Genomic DNA, 17,145 nt, shown 5'->3' with positions numbered 1-17,145 from the left:
GCCTTGGACATATCGATCAAGTCATGAATGTCTTCCCCGTCGTCGAATCTGCGATCAAACTCGCGTGTATTGTCAACTAGTTTTTTCATGGCCATACAACTGAGCCTCCTTTTTTCGAGCGCCCCTGGCAGCTACCAATACCGTTTGAGCCCAAACTTGCTATACTTTTCAAATTGGGAATCTTTGGAAATCAGGACCATCTTCTGTTGAATGGCTTGCCAGATAAGGAGTCGATCGAAAGGGTCTTTATGCTCAAGCCGCGGTAGTTTGTGGAAACTGGCCGCGTCTAAAGCGCTTATGGGAAGAATGTCAACACCCATTTTCTCTGCACTTTCAGGCAGTTCTTCAGGTTCTACTCCTTCCAGCTCCAGTTTTCCCAGTGCATACTTGAGAGAAACCTCCCACAGAGTTATCACACTTATAGATACGTCATTATCAGGCGACGTTATCTCTTGTGCCGCCGACTTGCTCAATTGGTCCGGGGCGAAAAGGCACCACAGAAAAGTATGAGTGTCCAGCAAATAGTTCATGATGTGAGCATTTGCTCGTCAGTCAGTTTGAAATCGTCATGGATGACACACCGGCCCCGGTTCTTGAGTAACCCTAAAACTCTTTCTGGTTTTGCGCGATAACGTGAATAGGGTAAAAGGACGGCAACCTTTTCTCGTTTCTTGCCGTAGCTGATGGCAATTTCCTGGCCTTTTCTAAGTTGTCCAAGTGCTTCAGAAAACCTGGCCTTTAGCTCGCCCACAGTTAGTGTTTTCATGGTTACCTCCCAAAACGATCTCAATCTAATGATAGACGTTCTTGACAAGTTGTCAAGAAAAAACAAAGAAATTGGGTGGAATATTCTTAGATAAAGCAAAGGGGCTGAAGGCTGAAAGCTAAGGGCAGAGTCTCTGACATTTTACTGTTCACTGTTCACTGAATAACTTATGTATCGCCAGCAATTTTATATAATCGCCAATTTCCTGATGGTGCTCGACACCGTCATCGTTATTTTCACGGGGTACGTGGCGTATTCCGTTACAAAGAGACGCACAGACGGGGCTCTGGTTCGCCTGGAAATGCCCTTAAGGGAAGGTCAGGATGTGGGAGCTGCCCAAGCTGTGATAGATGCGTTCATCACGGAGTTTATGCCCGTGCTGGATGATTACATTCCAGGCAGGGACACCGGTCCCCGTCGGAAGAACATATACAGAAGCCCGGTTCCTGATGAATTCTAGAATCCAGGTGCATTTTAGACAAGATTTACGGGATTGGCAGGATGTTTTGCGGAGAAAAAGGCGGTAGGCAACGTCACCCATTTTTTTGCTCAAAGCCGATTTGCATAAGGCGAAGGCCGGGTCCTTTGGGTCCGGATTGATTACTGAGGCTTTTTTAGGAAGCCGTCACACTTAGTGTCCATGCAGACAGGCATATGTGTTATATTCCGAGGATTGTTTTTTTGAGCATAACGCAGAAATTGGGCAAAAAGACCATTTATGGATGGACGCTACTTAGGAGGCAAGTGATATGAGACTTGGAAGATCTGGTGGAATTTTGGCCGTGGTTTTGACTGTGCTTATCATAGGGTGCGGCGGGCCGGAAGAAAAGAGAGCGAAGTTTTTCAACAAAGGAAAGGCCCTTTACGAAAAAGGCGATTATGTAAAGGCGCGGCTGGAGTTTAAGAACACCCTTCAGATCGATCCGAACTTTGCCAAAGGCTATTACATGCTTGGCATGGTGGAACTGAAGGAAAAGAACTGGAAAAAGGCTTTTGGTTTTTTGTCAAAAGCCGTGGACCTTGACGCAGATCTGGCGGATGCCCAGGTAGCCATTGGCAAGATCTTCATTATGGGCAGGGAAACGGAAAAGGCCATGGAAAAGGCTGATCTTGTCTTGGGAAAAAACCCGGATCACGAAGATGCCCTTTTGTTGCGCGCAACGTGTCTCATGGCAGACAAAAAATACGATGATGCAGAGGCGATTTTTCGATCTCTTATCGAGAAAAACCCCAAAAGGGCTGATTCCTATATGCTGCTTGCCAACCTGAGGATGAGGCAAAAGGATGCGAAAGGAGCCCGAAAGACGCTCCAAAGCCTGCTTTTGGTCGATCAGAAGAACAAGGCCGCACGGCTTATGCTGGTTCAAGTCCTGGAAAAAGAGAACGACCTTTCAGGGGCGGAAGATGAATACAAGAAGCTGATCGACCAGGACCCTGAAAGCGATGTGGCAAAGCTGTTACTGGCGAGGTTTTACAACAGGACAAAGAGGAGCGAGGAGGCTGAAAAGGTCCTTAATGAGTTGATCGCCGCAAGCCCTGACAGGGTGGAGCCCCGTTTTTATCTTGCGCAATTTTACAAGGAAAAGGGGCAGGAGAGCGCCATGGTTGCCGTGCTTGATAAGGCCATTGAAGATATGCCGGACAACTATGGCGCCTACGACACGCTGGCCAGGTATTATATGGGGATAAAGGCAAAGGATAAAGCCCTTGAAGTGCTGGAGCGGTTTATTTCAAGAGTTCGCACTGGCCCTGATTTTTTGAAGGCAAAGCTGGCCATGGCAGGGATCCATCTTGTGGAAAAAGAGCCGGACGATGCCCTCAAACTGGTGGAAGAGGTCTTAGGGGAGAATCCTGCGGATGTGAGCGCTCACTCCTTAAAGGGAAGCATACTGGCTGCTCGCAATGACTTCAACGGGGCCATTTCGGAATACCGCGCGGTGCTGCGCGAGGACCCACAAAACGTTTATGTTTCTCTTAACCTGGCCAGGGCGCACTTGGGGAACAACGAGATAGGCCTTGCCGAGGATACCTACAAGAAGATCCTCGAAATCAAGCCCGAAGAGAAGAACGCCCGATACGGGCTCACGCAAATCTACAGGCAGAAGGGAAAAATCGATCTCGCAAAAGAACAACTAGAAAAAGTGGTTGAAGCAGATGCCGATGACACAAAGGCCTTGATGGCCCTTGGCGACATATCTCTTGCAGGAAAGGACCTTGAAGGCGCCCAGAAGTATTTTAGCGCCCTCCTGGCGCTTCAGCCCGAATCTGCCCAGGTCAACTACAAAAACGGAGTGGTAAAACTCATAGAAGGCAAGCAAAAAGAGGCAACATCGTTTTTCGAAAAGGCCTTAAAGGTTGACCCCGATTTTGTTCCTGCGCTCAATCACTTGGTGGATATGCTGGCAAAAAGAAAAGACTTGGACAAGGCATTTGACAGATGCAAAGAGCAGATCGCCAGGAGGCCGAAAAACTCTCACTACTACGTTTTGCTGGGAAAGCTCTATACCCTGAAAGAAGACCACAAAGCCTCTCGCAAGAGCCTTGAGAAGGCGCTTGAAATAGATCCGAACAGCTCCGACGCCCTGTTCAATCTGGCCCGGCTTGAACAGGCTCAAGGCTCTATTGATACTGCTATAGCCAAGTACAAGAAGATAAGGGAGCAGAATCCGAACAACCTTGGCATTGCCATACTGATCGCAACCCTTTTGGAGAAAAAGGGTAAAAACACTGAGGCCAGAGCGATATATGAAGAGGTTTTGAAAAGAAATCCCAATTCTTCAGCAGCGGCCAACAACCTTGCCTTTTACTATGCCGAGCATGAGCCAACCGATGAGAACCTTGCCAAGGCAGAAGAACTCGTCGGAGAGTTGCTTAAAAAATTTAAGGGTAACCCTGACCTGGTGGATACAGCGGCATGGATTTTCTATCGCAAAGGCGACTTTGCGCGGGCAGAAGAACTGCTGCTGAGCGTTAAGGATAAGATCAAGGATCGTCCGATCATGAGCTATCATCTGGGGATGATCTATCTGAGCCTGGGAAAGCAGGCTCAAGCCCGGAAATACCTGGAAGAGTCCATAAAGGGCAAAGAAGACTTTCCAGGAAGAAAAGAAGCAGAAAGGACGCTGAGGGATCTGGGATAGTGCAATCACAGGGCATTACAGTCATTACTACCCACATTAATGCGGATTTTGACGCCTTTGCTTCCATGCTGGCGGCCAAGAAGCTTTATCCGGAGGCCCTCGTGGTCTTTCCCGGCTCCCAGGAAAGGAATCTGAGGGATTTTTTCGTTAAGTCCATGGTGTACATGTACAACATTGTAAAGATCAAAGACGTTGACCTTGACGCAGTGGATCGACTCGTATTGGTTGATACCAAGCAGGCAAGTCGCATTGGCAAGTTTGCCGGAATTGTGAATCGCCCGGGCCTGGAAATCCATATCTATGACCATCACCCTGCCATGCCGGACGACCTGCCCGGCACAGTGGAGGTCACGGAAATGACCGGAGCTACCGTCACAATCATAACAAAGCTCCTGCGGGAAAAGGAGATCCGGTTGACGCCTGAAGAGGCGACCATAATGGCCCTCGGGCTATATGAAGACACAGGTTCGTTTACATTTTCCTCCACCACAGAGGATGATTACCATGCCGCGGCCTACCTGCTGTCGCAAGGAGCGAACCTGAATCTGATCTCAGATATAATCACCAGGGAAATAAGCCCGGAACAGGTTAATCTGCTTAATGAGATGATTCAAGGCGCCACCCATCACACTATAGGCGGTGTGGATGTGGTTATCACCAGTGTATCCTCTGAATCATACGTGGCTGATCTGGCGCTCTTGGTTCACAAATTCAGGGATATGGAAGGTCTGGATGTTGTCTTTGCCCTGGCCAGTATGGAAAATCGCGTCTACATGGTGGCCCGAAGTCGGCTGCCGGAGGTGGACGTTGGGGAGATCGCCATGGCTTTCGGCGGAGGCGGGCATCCCTCAGCGGCCTCGGCCACCATCAAAGGGCAGACTCTGATCCAGGTAGAACAAAGGCTTTTTGGCGCCCTGAGTCAATTCATTAACCCCAGGCGGTCGGCAAGGGACCTCATGTCTTCGCCTGCCATTCACGTGGATCCGAGCGTAAGGCTCGCGGAGGCCAACGAACTCCTTACCCGTTACAATGTCAATGTCCTTGTGGTATTGGAGTCCGGTCGGCTCGTTGGCATCATCTCCCGTCAGGTCATAGAAAAGGGCATACATCACAAACTCGGCCATGTTCAGGTCCGTGAATACATGACTACGGAGATCAACAGCGTAAGGCCCGAGGCCACGCTGTCGGAGATTCAGGAAAAAATCATAGGAAACAAACAACGTTTGCTCTCAGTCTTGGAAGAAGGCCGGGTGACAGGCGTTATTACAAGAACTGACCTGCTGAATATCCTGGTAGGCGAGCCTGCGCGCATTCCTGAATTCACCGTAGACAGCAAGCAAAGTGGGCCTGGTGCGCGCAAGAGGAGCGTGGTCAAATTTCTTACGGAGCGTCTTCCTGAAGAGATCGTTGACCACCTGAGGGCTATTGGAAATGTTGCCGATACCCTTGGGTACAACGCTTACGCCGTGGGCGGTTTTGTGCGGGACCTCCTGCTGTACCAGCAGAATCTTGATATTGACGTTGTCATTGAAGGCGACGGCATAGAGTTTGCCAAATCCCTGGCTGCTTCTCTTGGCGGCCGTGTCCGGGCTCACGAGAAGTTCAGGACCGCTGTGGTCATCCTTGCCAACGGCCGGAAGATTGATGTGGCCACGGCCAGGCTGGAGTACTACAAGTCTCCAGGCGCCCTTCCGACGGTGGAAAGAGGATCCATAAAACTGGATTTGTATCGAAGGGATTTTACGGTCAATACGCTTGCGATAAGGCTTAATCCGGACGGATTCGGCACTCTGATCGATTTTTTTTCAAGCCAGAAAGACCTTAAGCGGAAAGTGATCAGGGTGCTTCATAACCTCAGTTTTGTTGAGGACCCAACCAGGGTCTTCCGCGCAATTCGATTTGAGCAGAGATTTGGTTTCAAGATAGGAAAATTGACTTCAGGTTTGATTGAAAATGCGGTGAGAATGGATTTTTTCAAGGAGTTGAGCGGTAGTCGGCTCTTTTCCGAACTGCGTCAGATCCTGGAGGAAGAAAAACCTCTCATGGCCTTGCGGCGACTGAACGAATACAAACTCCTAAAAGTAATTCATCCGGAAATCGTTTATGACTCCACGCTTGAGAATTTTCTCAATTCTGTTGAGAAGATCCTTGCATGGCATAATTTGCTTTTCCTGGAAGACTCCTGTAGAAAGTGGATGGTCTATTTGCTGGCCCTTGCAAGATCTTTTGATCAAAAGATCTTGGAGGAGCTCTGTGAGCGACTTGAACTGACCCAGCGCTACCAGAAGGTTTTTGTTCATGAAAAAATCAAGGCAGATATCTGTCTGAAATGGATGGAATCTCAAAAAGGTTTCAAAAACAGCGTTCTTTACAGAAGGCTCTGCCCTTTTCGCACCGAGATCTTGCTCTACATGATGGCAGGCGCTGCCGCTGAAGCGGTAAGAAGGGCTATCTCCAATTACTTTACCAGGCTGAGATCTGTAGCTACTGTGCTGAAAGGCAATGATTTAAAAGAAATGGGCATTCAACCGGGTCCCGTCTATCGCAAGATCTTAGACAGCCTCCTTGATGCGCGTCTGAACGGCCAGGTCAAGACCCGGGAAGACGAGGTAAGGTTCGTCATAAGGTCGCGGAGCGATTCTTGACGGCTTCGCAAAAAGTCCATCTGCGGCGTTGCGCTTCAGCTTCCCTGTCGGGCCGAAGCTTCAGCGAAGGCTGATCGTCATTGCGATCCGCCTCAGGCGGATCGCACTCCTCAAGCTTCGCGCGCCTTGCATCTGGAGCTTTTTGCTGTGCCGTCTGTTTGCGGACGTTTTGCGAGTCGATAGTTGTTGACATGTTTCATAATTTTGACCTCAATAGATTAGTCATCATGATCGTGCCACTGCTTTTTGCTGTCACGATCCATGAAGTCTCCCATGGCTGGGTGGCCTTTCGATTGGGAGACCGCACGGCAAAATGGGCTGGCAGGCTGACCTTGAATCCAATCAAGCATCTTGACCCCATGGGCTCTTTTATCCTCCCTTTGATGCTCTTCTTTTTCAAGTCGCCCATCATTTTCGGTTATGCAAAGCCGGTTCCCGTGAATTTCAACAATCTATCCAACCGTCAGCGTGACATGATCCTGGTGGCCGCGGCCGGCCCTGTATCGAACATCCTGCTTGCCTTTCTGAGCGGCACGCTGCTGAGGTGGCTGGTTCATCTTGGCCCATGGTGGCAGAACTGGTTTTTCTCAGGCGTTTTTTCTGATCTGCTGGGAATGCTCGAATACAGTGTGGTCATCAATGTTATCCTTGCCATATTCAACATGATTCCAGTGCCGCCCCTTGACGGCGGCAGGGTCCTGGCGGGCCTTCTTCCGCCCGCCAGGGCTGCTCAACTGGCAAAGCTGGAACGTTTCGGAATTCTCATTGTTCTCTTCTTGCTTTTCACCCATTCCTTGGACTGGCTTCTGATCCCTGTCATGAAGTTTTTTCTGAGGATGTTCCTGGGCGGGTCGTGACAGCGGAATCCACATTCCTGACAACTCTCAACGTAACTTCTCAATAACGCCTGGCATTCCAACAGCTTCGCCCTTTGAAAAAGGGGGACCCGCCTGCCTCGGGTTGCGAAGCATTGCGGGTTGTCAATAATCTAGATCTGACACCATATCTTCTATTTTGTTCTGCGCAACATCTCTAAAGACACCAAAGGCAGGGCCTTTTGACCCTGCCTTTGGTGCTTCATGGCTAAACCATGTAGCTGAGAGTGTCTTGATTACAGATGATGCCCTGAGCGTCGATCTATCTGATGGAAGAACAATCTCCATTCCATTGTTTTTTTCGGTTGGGCCAGGACATTCTGCCCCCTTTTTTACATTGACTCCGTCACAATGTCGAGATACACTTGCTCAAATTGCGATACAAGGAGGGTTTGCCCTATGCCTTTAAGTTTAAGAATACCCCCCAAAAAAGAAACAATGATCAAGAAGGCGGCCACGAGAGAGGGGAAAACGAAGTCTGCATACATTTTAGAGGCGGTTGATGAAAAATTGGGCCTGGTGAAAGACCGTGAAAAGATGATCCGGGAACTTGCAGGATGGCTCTCGCATGATGCAGCCGAAGAACTGAGAAAAGCAACCGAAATCTTTAACCAGATCAATGAAGGGGATTGGGATTGAAACTTGTACTGGATACGAATATCTACAGTGACTATGCCGAGGGGTTGCCTGAAACAGTGGATTTCTTGGCCACCCATGGCGAAGACCTGTATTTGCCTTCCGTGGTTATCGGAGAACTCAATTTCGGGTTTATGAAAGGGAGTCAGCAGCAATTCAACGAACGAAAATTGAAGCAGTTCATCAAACGTCTGAGAGTCGAAATCATTGACGTGGATGCGGATGTTGCCAGAAAATACGCCATTGTATTTTTGTCATTACAGAAAAAGGGAACCAAAATACCGATCAATGATGTATGGATCGCAGCATCCTGCATGGGAATCGGGGGCACCCTACTGACAAGAGATAGACATTTCGAGGTTGTAGAACAGATAGAAACGGTTATCCTGAACTAGTTCACATAATTTTTTCCCTTGGCATAGAATGGCTAATAATATAAAAAAGTGATTTCAATCCACGGTCGGCGGACTCGAGTTTTTTCAGAAGCTACAGACGGAGACTGTAAAGAATGGCTAAGAAACGGATTTTAAGCGGTATGCGCCCCACGGGACCACTGCATCTGGGAAACCTGCACGGGGCCCTGGCAAACTGGAAAGAGATGCAAGACAAGTATGAGTGTTTCTTTTTCATTGCAGACTGGCACGCATTGACAACTGACTATGACGCCACGGAACCAATCCAGGGCCATATTCTGGATGTCTTTCTGGACTGGCTGAGTGTGGGTCTTTCCCCTGAAAAGTGCACACTCTTTGTTCAGTCATACGTAAAAGAACATGCGGAGCTCTTCTTGATTCTGTCCATGATTACGCCATTGCCGTGGCTGGAGCGGAATCCGACCTACAAGGAGCAGATCGCCGAGTTAAAGAACAGGGATCTTTCAAACTTCGGATTCCTGGGTTACCCTGTGCTGCAAGCAGCCGACATTATCATGTACAAGGCCAACGGTGTGCCTGTGGGCATAGATCAGGCGCCTCATGTGGAACTCACCCGCGAAATTGCGCGGCGGTTCAATCACTTCTACGGCGATGTCTTTCCCATTCCGGAAACCATCTTGACGGAGTCTTCCAAGATTCTTGGCATGGATCGTCGCAAGATGAGCAAGAGTTATAATAACGCCATTTTTCTCTCAGATTCGCCGGAAGAGATCCGGAACAAGGTCGGGCAGATGATTACAGACCCCCAGCGGGCACGCCGGGCCGACCCTGGAAACCCTGACATCTGCAATGTCTTTAGCTTTCATCAGCTCTACTCTGACCGTGAGACTGCTGAAGGCATCGATGCGGAATGCCGGGAGGCCAAAATCGGTTGTGTGGAGTGCAAGAAAATGATGGCGGCAAATCTCGTCAAGGCCCTCGATCCTATCCGCGAGAAACGATCCTTTTATGAAACCCGGCCGGATACGGTTCGGGCCATTATCGAAGATGGAAATCAGAAGGCACGGGCAGTGGCCCGCCGGACCATGGAAGAGGTCCGGGCAGCAGTGAAGATTTGACGGCTTACCACGAAAGCACAAAATAGCGAAAACACTAATCTGATTCCTGAGTTTATTCAATTTTAGGCATTTTAGCGCATTTTAGGCACGTTAGGCATTTTCTATTCCTATGACAGAACAGGTACAAGGCCACACAACGTATCACATACATCTTGGAGATCTCTTTGATGGTCCAATGGATCTTCTCGTGCATCTTGTGAGAAAGAACGAAGTGGATCTTTATGACATTCCCATTGCCTTGATTGCCGAGCAGTACCTGGAATACATCAAGTTGATGAGAGTAATGAATATAGACGTGGCCGGGAATTTTCTCGTTATGGCAGCCACCCTGGCCCACATCAAATCCCGCATGCTCTTGCCCACCCAGGAGGAACAAGAGGACGAAGAAGATCCCCGCATGGAGATTGTAAGGCCTTTGGAGGAGTACCTGCAATTGAAATATGCTGCAGAAGATCTGGCACACCGGGATCGACTCGGCTGGGATGTCTTCATCCGTGGAACCGACGAGATCGCTGAATCTACCGGGGAAGAACCCCGCGATTTTGTGCAGATTAGCCTCTTTGAACTCATGGACGCCTTTCAGAGAATCATCAAGCGGGTATCTCCGGAGCATTTCCTGAACATTACGGCGGACACTATTTCGGTCAAGAGCAGAATATTGGAGATTGCAGACATCCTGGAGCAAAAAGGCTCTGTTACGTTTGAAGAGCTTTTTGAAAAACAGGCCGCCAAGGGCCAGATCATTGTCACTTTCCTGGCTGTCCTGGAGATGGCAAGAACCCAGGTGATACGGATAATGCAGCATGTAACATCAGGGATTATTAGGATTTTCAATGGATAACCTGAAGGCCATTATTGAAAGCTTGCTCTTTGTAGCTGAATCTCCCCTTAGCGTTGACAAGATCAAATCGATTCTGGAGGTCGAAGACCGCAAAACCATACGCAGCGCCCTCGCCAGCCTGGCCGAAGAGTACGAGTCCGAGAAACGCGGGTTTTTCTTGAGCGAGGTTGCCGGTGGATACCAGTTTCGCACCCGTCCTGAATACCGGAATTGGACCAGGCGGCTCAAGCAGACAAGACCTGCCCGCTTGAGCCGTGCAGCCATGGAAACCGTTGCCATTATTGCATATAAACAACCTGTGCTTCGAAGCGATATAGAGCACTTAAGGGGGGTCGATTGCGGTGGAATACTGCGGACCCTCCTTGAATGGGGGATCATTCGTGTGTTGGGCCGCAAAGACCTGCCGGGCCGGCCCATGGTTTATGGCACCAACAAGCGCTTCCTGGAGCTGTTTGACCTGAAAGATCTCGGCGATCTGCCGTCGCTGAAGGACCTGCGGGATCTGGGGGAAGCATGGCCGAACGACTCCACGTAGTCCTGGCTCGAGCCGGCATCGCCTCCAGGCGCGAGGCTGAAAAGCTGATCCGTGAGGGCCGCGTTAAGGTTAATGGCAGGGTTGTTCGCAGGCTCGGCGCCCAGGTCGTTTGTGGGCAGGATGTCATACGTGTGGACAACCGCCCTGTCCGCGGCTCTGAGCCAAAGGTCACTATCGTACTCAACAAGCCGAAACGGGTGTTGACCACGTCCAGTGATCCCAGAGGCCGTCCGACAACAGCCGACCTTGTCAAGAAGATCAAGACACGTCTCTTTCCGGTCGGGCGGCTTGATTATCATACGGAAGGGCTCCTTATCCTGACAAACGACGGAGAACTGGCCCACCAACTTCAACATCCCCGGTACGGCATCTCCAAGACCTATCGGACCAAGGTCAAAGGTCTGCCTGCTCGCGAGGCCTTGGCGCGCCTACGGTCCGGCATTGTGTTGGATGGCCGGCGCACCGCTCCTGCCCAGGTAAGGATAACGGGTACGACCGGCACAAACACCTGGCTTGAGATCACTATAAGGGAAGGAAGAAACCGGCAGGTTCGGCGCATGTGCGCCGTTGTCGGGCATCGTGTAATGAAACTAAAGCGGATCCGATATGGTCCGATCCGGTTGGGGAACTTAAAGTCCGGAACCTACCGGACCCTGAGCGCCCGTGAAATGGAAGAGCTCAGAAAATGCATGAACGAGGGAACGTTAGGGTGAATAAGGGCTGGATTATCACCAAAAAACCTTGACTTTGGACCTTCCAGCCTTTATGTAACGGGTAGTCTCTTCGACAAGGTCTATGGGCGGTTAACTCAGCGGTGAGAGTGCCATCCTCACACGGTGGAAGTCCGCGGTTCGAATCCGCGACCGCCTACCAATAACATCAAGAACTTACGGTACCTTTTGGTAATTTCTCAAAAAGTCCGGGCAACGCGGTTGCCATAAGCGCCGGGGGATGAAGCTTATTGAGAACTTACACTTTTTGCTTTTTTTGATCTCACTACTCCATTGAGGCTCCGATTTCGAGGCTACGCAGATCAAGAATTCATACTATGTCGTGTGAAGGTTTTCGATAGAGAATCTGCCGGAGTTCTCGATGGGTGAAATAGGGATCATCATTTCTCAAGTACGGAAGGAGAATTTTTTTCTTTCTCAGAAGATCCCTGGAGAGCTCAGCAAGTATCTCATCCGGTTCATATAGAGCCGCCTTGACAATGGACTCACCAAAAGGACCGATGATCTCGCTACCGCCCCAGAACAGATAGGTTGAGGGGCCAGAGTATTGATCGGCATTTAGCGTCTCCCCTTCTTTGGGCTCAGGCACATCCGAAACACTTGGTCTTTCATCAAAATCTTCTTGTCCTACGCGGTTCGCGCAGATATTGTACACACCGAAGACTTGTGAATAGAACCTGTTAATAACCTGCCAGGTTTCAATATTGGAAAACTCCGGTCCCATGGATCCCTTACAGGAGTTGATGATTGTGACAAAAACATCAGCTTTTTGGCAAACCCCCAGGTAGGGCAGTGACGGATGCCAGACGTCATTGCAGATGAAGACAGCGATAGAAAAGCCATGGAGGCGAAAGACAGGGATGTGTTTTCCAGGAGAGAAGTATTTCCGTTCTTCAAAGACGCCATAGTTAGGAAGGTTCAGTTTTCGATAGGCGAAGAGTATTTGTCCATCAACTGCCACTAGAGCGGAGTTGTAGAAATTCATGGATGGGGATTCTTCAATAAAGCCCACAACGGCAGCCGTGCCTTTTGTGGCGGAGGCCAATCGTCTGATTTCCTCAGAATCGAGTCTGAGCGAGACGTCATGGTATTGCTGTCCCACAAAATATCCGGTCAGGCTCAATTCCGGAAAAACGATCAACTGGGCGCCTTTTTCGCTCCCCTCGTGAATTTTCGTGACTACTTCGTCCAGGTTGGCCTGAAGGTCCAACAGGGCAGGGTTTGTCTGATAGACTATGACTTTCATTTAAGAAAATGTCTTTTAGCACGAGGAGACCTGCGGGGCAATACATTTTTTGGGCTGGGCCTCCGGGAACCGGCTGAAGGTAAGCGTGTATGTTAGACGCCTATCAATTTGTCATTCAACATCCTGAAATGGTGACAGGGTGGATGGTTGATCACCTGTGCATAAGTCTTGTTGCCATTGGAATAGGAGCCGTCCTCGGCATAACGTTAGGGATCTTCATATCAGCAAAAGGTAGAGAACATATGGCAGAGGCGGCGCTCTATCTTGCGGAAATCATGATGACAGTCCCCAGCCTCGCCCTTTTTGGGCTGCTAATGGTCCTTTTGAGCCGCATAGGATTGAGCGCCATCGGTTTCCTTCCTGCAGTCATTACTCTGATTGTTTACGGCCAGTTACCTATCATACGCAATACTTGCACTGCGATCCGCCAGGTTGATCCAGCGATGATCGAGGCCGGCAGGGGCATGGGGATGAGCGAAACGCAACTTCTTTTCAAGATCAATCTCCCCCTTGCTTTCCCCGTGATTATGGCTGGGTTGAGAAACGCCATGGTGCTCATTATCGGTATTGCGGCAATTGCAGCTTTGATCGGCGCCGGTGGGCTTGGAGTGCCCATATTTCGGGGATTAAGAAACGCTCGAATGGATTTAATCATTACAGGAGGCGTCTCTGTTTCTGTACTTGCTTTGCTAGTCGACGGGCTTATGGCCCTGTTGGAACGCTGGGTTACGCCCAAGGGCTTAGGGCTTGGTCAAAAATAAGTTGCCATTTTCGCATCCCAACTTCACCATATCTTTGGTCGATCTTCATTCGCAAAATCCTCGAAATAGCCTGCTATTACTGCGGTTTTGCTCAATCAGATCGCCCAAATTTATGGCAAATTTGGGCGCAAATTCTACCAAATTATTCTTGACCAAGCCCTTAGGAGGATAGTGCGAAAATGATCAGACTGGAGAAAGTGACCAAGATCTATCCTGATGGCACAGAAGCGGTAAGGGAGGTGAGCTTTGAGGTCGACCGGGGGAAGCTGTGCGTGCTGCTGGGTCCTTCAGGATGTGGCAAGACCACAACAATGAAAATGATCAACCGGCTGATTTTCCCTACCAGTGGAAGAATATATATTGATGGAACGGACAATACCAGCATAGATGAGAACGAACTTCGAAGAAACATAGGGTATGCCATTCAGGAGATAGGGCTTTTTCCTCACATGACTATAGGTGAGAACATAGCGACGGTCCCGGCGCTAAAAGGCTGGCCGAAAGCCAAGCGCAGGAAGCGGGCCAAGGAGCTTCTAGAGCTTTTGAGATTGACGCCTGATGGTTTTATAGACAAATATCCGCGCGAGCTTTCTGGTGGCCAGCGCCAGCGGGTAGGTGTAGCCCGAGCATTTGGAGGGGACCCCCCTATCCTGTTAATGGATGAGCCTTTTGGAGCCATCGATCCGATAACCAGAGTGGACTTGCAGAATGAGTTCTTGAAGATACAGGAGGAGTTGCAAAAGACCATCATATTTGTGACCCACGATATTCATGAGGCGATCAAGATGGGGGACAAGATAGCCTTGATGAAAGCAGGGCGACTGGTGCAATACGCTCCACCTGCCGAGCTACTTTATGGGCCGAAAGATGAGTTTGTAGCGGACTTTGTTGGCGCCGATCGGGGCCTTAAAGGTTTGCAACTGATCCGCACAAAGGAAGTCATGTGGAGGTCACCGCGTACGGCAAAACCCGACGAGGAAGTAAAAGCCGTTCGAGATCGGATGGAGCGAGAGGGAATCGATTGGCTGGCGGTTATTGACAATGAGGGAAGGTTTACAGGATGGGTGGTCTCCTCAGATTTGGAAAGGGGCCAGAAGGTAAGAGAAATCATGAGTACTTCGGCAATCAGCGCCACCAGAAATGCTGTCTTGAGTGAAGCCCTTTCCTTAATGTTAACGAGCGGGCTCAATGTGCTGGCTATAGTCGATCAACATGACAGATTAGAGGGCGTCTTAACGTTTCAGGCAATCCAGGAGGCACTGAGGGAAGCTGCTCGGAAGGCCTCCGTTCGCTTGGGGCGGACTGCGCTTCAGAGAGAAGCATCTCAATGAGACATCAGGTGATTCTGGTTGTCCTTCTTACGCTTCTTGTCGGAGCGACTATTTGGATTACTAGTCTGGGCAAGATAGGGATCTACAGCACCTTCACGTACGATGATTTACTCTATTGCGCATGGGCTCATTTCAAGATGGTATTGATAGCAGTCGTCATAGCCACTGCGATCGGTGTGCCCCTGGGAATCGTGGTCACCCGAGCAGGTCTTGAGAAACTCGCGCTACCCGTGATTGGCGGAGCAAGTGTGGGTCAGACGGTACCGAGCCTGGCTGTCATTGCTATTATGGCTCCACTTCTGGGTTTTGGCCTTCAGTCAGCAATTGTGGCATTGGTCATCTATGGACTCCTTCCCATCCTACGGAATTCCTATGCGAGTATCAAGACGATCGATCCAGCGGTAATAGAAGCTGCCAGGGGAATGGGACTGACCAGAATGCAAATTGCCCGGAAGATAGAGTTGCCCTTGGCAAGACCCGTCATCATGGCTGGGATCAGAATCTCCACCGTTATCACGGTGGGCACTGCGGAACTCGCTGTTCTTGTCGGCGGGGCAGGTTTGGGCAAAATTACATTGACTGGCGTATTTGCCCGTGAAGCTTTGATCATCCTTCAGGGGGCAGCGCCGACTGCAGCCATGGCTATTACGCTGGGTTTTCTTTTGGAACGAGTGGAGGGGTGGATGACCCCCCTGGGGCTCAAAGTACCCTAGCGCTAGAGCAGAGAGTAAAAAGCAAACTTTGGTATTCATGCGCTATGCTCTATCCACTATGCGCGAGCCCTAAGGAGGTAAGAAGATGCACCGTCTACACATGAACATCGTCGCCCGGTTCTTGACGATCACACTCATCATCATGACAACGATAGACGTCCAGGCGGCTGAAAAGAGAATAACCGTCGGAAACAAAAACTTTACAGAGCAGTATATTGTCGGTCAACTAATCAAACAGATGTTGGAGGATCGCGGCTTCAAGGTTGACTTGAAATCGGATCTTACTTCCATGGCCCTCAGAGCCGGAATGGAATCCGGCGACATCGATATCTGTGCTGACTATATAGGGACAGCCTCGATGGTTCACCTTAAGCACAAATACTTGCCGGGCACTGGTAATAACCAACTTTATCAGCTTGTAAAAGAGGAAGAGCAGAGCAATCATTTCATCTGGCTAGGTCCGATCTGGAACAACAACACCTATGCTCTTGCATCCTGGCCTGAATTCGCCGCAAAACACAAATTGAAGACGCTATCCGATTTGGCAAGGCTTTATCGAACCAGGGAAGGAAAGATCGAAACCTTTGTCGATTTCGAATTCTCAGTTCGCCCAGACGGGCTGTCTGCTCTGGAGAAGTTCTACGATTTCAAAATGGCCAAGAGCACGCTCAGGACCGGAACGCCTGGAACTTCACTGATCGCTTTGAAACGACACAAGACGCATGTCGCAATGGTCTTTGGTACAGATGCTTCCATCCCCAAACATGGCTGGCATGTGTACTCAGACGACAAGTCTTTCTTCCCGCCCTATGATTTGAGTCCTTATGTCCGTAAGGAGGCTCTCGATAAGTATCCCGAGATTACAGATATTCTCAATAAGCTGGTAGCTACGTTTCCCGGAGGAGGCAAACGTGCTGCTTCAGAAATCGTGGCCAAGTGCCAAAAAGCCTGGCAGGGACTAAACGCCAGGGTTGATATCGAGAAGATGGAACCAAGGGAAGTTGCCCGTGAGTACCTCCGTCAACACAGCTTGATCAAGAAATAGAAGAGCTATTGTAAAGCACATACTGTTGTGAGAGCAACTACTTGTGAAGGGCAGAAATGAAATCCTTCATTCAGTCATGTCAATGTTACTTTTAGTGCCGCCAAATGAGTATTCCTTTTCCCAATAGCGGAACTTTATTATCCAATTCTTGGGCCGCTGACTCTGCTTTCACTGGGCTTAAGGCATTGAAGTCAAAAGCAAAGATATTCACCTTGTTTGATCGGTGTAATTCTTGGAAAAATGAAGCTCCCCGCAGCAAGCTGCGGGCCTTCGCCGCGACGTAGCGGCTACGACCGCGCAGGCGGGGTATCAAAGCGGAATTTCGCCGTAGTTCGCCTTGCCTTCGCGCAGCGCAGGCGCTTGCGCCGCGTGTCATCCCTGCAGCAAG

18 protein-coding genes and 1 tRNA gene are annotated in these 17,145 nt (G+C 49.8%); 15 read left to right on the top strand and 4 right to left on the bottom strand.

The window, feature by feature from the left end:
* Window positions 1-131: 131 nt before the first annotated feature.
* A complete protein-coding gene (locus JW883_10630; protein ID MBN1842721.1) occupies window positions 132-530 on the bottom strand; it encodes a type II toxin-antitoxin system VapC family toxin in 399 nt (132 codons plus the stop codon).
* Window positions 527-766: a type II toxin-antitoxin system Phd/YefM family antitoxin gene (locus JW883_10625; protein MBN1842720.1), complete on the bottom strand. Its 240-nt coding sequence runs from the start codon at window positions 764-766 to the stop codon at window positions 527-529. The genes JW883_10630 and JW883_10625 overlap by 4 nt, the downstream gene beginning before the upstream one ends.
* 169 nt (window positions 767-935) lie before the next feature.
* Here JW883_10625 and JW883_10620 point away from each other — a divergent pair, with 169 nt between their 5' ends.
* From JW883_10620 to JW883_10570, 11 genes are all read left to right on the top strand, one after another.
* Window positions 936-1,226: an exosortase-associated EpsI family protein gene (locus JW883_10620; protein MBN1842719.1), complete on the top strand. Its 291-nt coding sequence runs from the start codon at window positions 936-938 to the stop codon at window positions 1,224-1,226.
* Between the two features lie 289 nt (window positions 1,227-1,515).
* Window positions 1,516-3,906: a tetratricopeptide repeat protein gene (locus JW883_10615; protein ID MBN1842718.1), complete on the top strand. Its 2,391-nt coding sequence runs from the start codon at window positions 1,516-1,518 to the stop codon at window positions 3,904-3,906.
* Window positions 3,907-3,920: 14 nt separating this feature from the next.
* Complete coding sequence (locus JW883_10610) at window positions 3,921-6,551, top strand: CBS domain-containing protein (GenBank protein ID MBN1842717.1); 2,631 nt, start codon at window positions 3,921-3,923, stop codon at window positions 6,549-6,551.
* 191 nt (window positions 6,552-6,742) lie between these two features.
* Window positions 6,743-7,408 carry a site-2 protease family protein gene (locus JW883_10605; protein MBN1842716.1) on the top strand — a complete coding sequence of 222 codons (666 nt, stop codon included), beginning with the start codon at window positions 6,743-6,745 and terminating at the stop codon, window positions 7,406-7,408.
* Between the two features lie 417 nt (window positions 7,409-7,825).
* On the top strand, window positions 7,826-8,065 hold the full coding sequence (locus tag JW883_10600) for a DUF1778 domain-containing protein (GenBank protein ID MBN1842715.1): 240 nt from the start codon (window positions 7,826-7,828) through the stop codon (window positions 8,063-8,065).
* Complete coding sequence (locus JW883_10595; GenBank protein MBN1842714.1) at window positions 8,062-8,457, top strand: type II toxin-antitoxin system VapC family toxin; 396 nt, start codon at window positions 8,062-8,064, stop codon at window positions 8,455-8,457. The genes JW883_10600 and JW883_10595 overlap by 4 nt, the downstream gene beginning before the upstream one ends.
* Before the next feature lie 113 nt (window positions 8,458-8,570).
* On the top strand, window positions 8,571-9,554 hold the full coding sequence (gene trpS / locus JW883_10590) for a tryptophan--tRNA ligase (GenBank protein ID MBN1842713.1): 984 nt from the start codon (window positions 8,571-8,573) through the stop codon (window positions 9,552-9,554).
* A 109-nt stretch (window positions 9,555-9,663) separates the two neighbouring features.
* A complete protein-coding gene (locus JW883_10585) occupies window positions 9,664-10,395 on the top strand; it encodes a segregation/condensation protein A (GenBank protein MBN1842712.1) in 732 nt (243 codons plus the stop codon).
* On the top strand, window positions 10,388-10,930 hold the full coding sequence (gene scpB / locus JW883_10580) for an SMC-Scp complex subunit ScpB (GenBank protein ID MBN1842711.1): 543 nt from the start codon (window positions 10,388-10,390) through the stop codon (window positions 10,928-10,930). Before JW883_10585 ends, scpB begins: the two co-directional genes overlap by 8 nt.
* Entirely contained in the window at window positions 10,909-11,643 is a 735-nt protein-coding gene (locus JW883_10575) for an rRNA pseudouridine synthase (GenBank protein MBN1842710.1), read from the top strand. Before scpB ends, JW883_10575 begins: the two co-directional genes overlap by 22 nt.
* 84 nt (window positions 11,644-11,727) lie before the next feature.
* Window positions 11,728-11,803: transfer RNA gene (locus JW883_10570), tRNA-Val, on the top strand.
* Window positions 11,804-11,971: 168 nt separating this feature from the next.
* Here the strand turns inward: JW883_10570 and JW883_10565 are convergent.
* Entirely contained in the window at window positions 11,972-12,907 is a 936-nt protein-coding gene (locus tag JW883_10565; protein ID MBN1842709.1) for a nitrilase, read from the bottom strand.
* An 89-nt stretch (window positions 12,908-12,996) separates the two neighbouring features.
* Here JW883_10565 and JW883_10560 point away from each other — a divergent pair, with 89 nt between their 5' ends.
* The 4 genes from JW883_10560 (at window position 12,997) to JW883_10545 (ending at window position 16,757) form a co-directional block, all read left to right on the top strand.
* Window positions 12,997-13,668, top strand: a complete 672-nt coding sequence (locus tag JW883_10560) for an ABC transporter permease (protein ID MBN1842708.1) — start codon at window positions 12,997-12,999, stop codon at window positions 13,666-13,668.
* Between the two features lie 179 nt (window positions 13,669-13,847).
* A complete protein-coding gene (locus JW883_10555; protein MBN1842707.1) occupies window positions 13,848-14,999 on the top strand; it encodes a betaine/proline/choline family ABC transporter ATP-binding protein in 1,152 nt (383 codons plus the stop codon).
* Window positions 14,996-15,712, top strand: a complete 717-nt coding sequence (locus tag JW883_10550) for an ABC transporter permease (protein ID MBN1842706.1) — start codon at window positions 14,996-14,998, stop codon at window positions 15,710-15,712. Before JW883_10555 ends, JW883_10550 begins: the two co-directional genes overlap by 4 nt.
* 85 nt (window positions 15,713-15,797) lie before the next feature.
* Window positions 15,798-16,757 carry a glycine/betaine ABC transporter substrate-binding protein gene (locus JW883_10545; protein MBN1842705.1) on the top strand — a complete coding sequence of 320 codons (960 nt, stop codon included), beginning with the start codon at window positions 15,798-15,800 and terminating at the stop codon, window positions 16,755-16,757.
* A 91-nt stretch (window positions 16,758-16,848) separates the two neighbouring features.
* Here the strand turns inward: JW883_10545 and JW883_10540 are convergent.
* On the bottom strand, window positions 16,849-17,145 hold a 297-nt coding region (locus tag JW883_10540; protein ID MBN1842704.1), incomplete at its 5' end, for a hypothetical protein.

The organism is Deltaproteobacteria bacterium (genome assembly GCA_016930875.1).
Lineage (GTDB): Bacteria > Desulfobacterota > Desulfobacteria > Desulfobacterales.
Note: the sequence above shows the minus strand (reverse complement) of the source record. Positions and strands in the feature narration are given on the sequence as shown.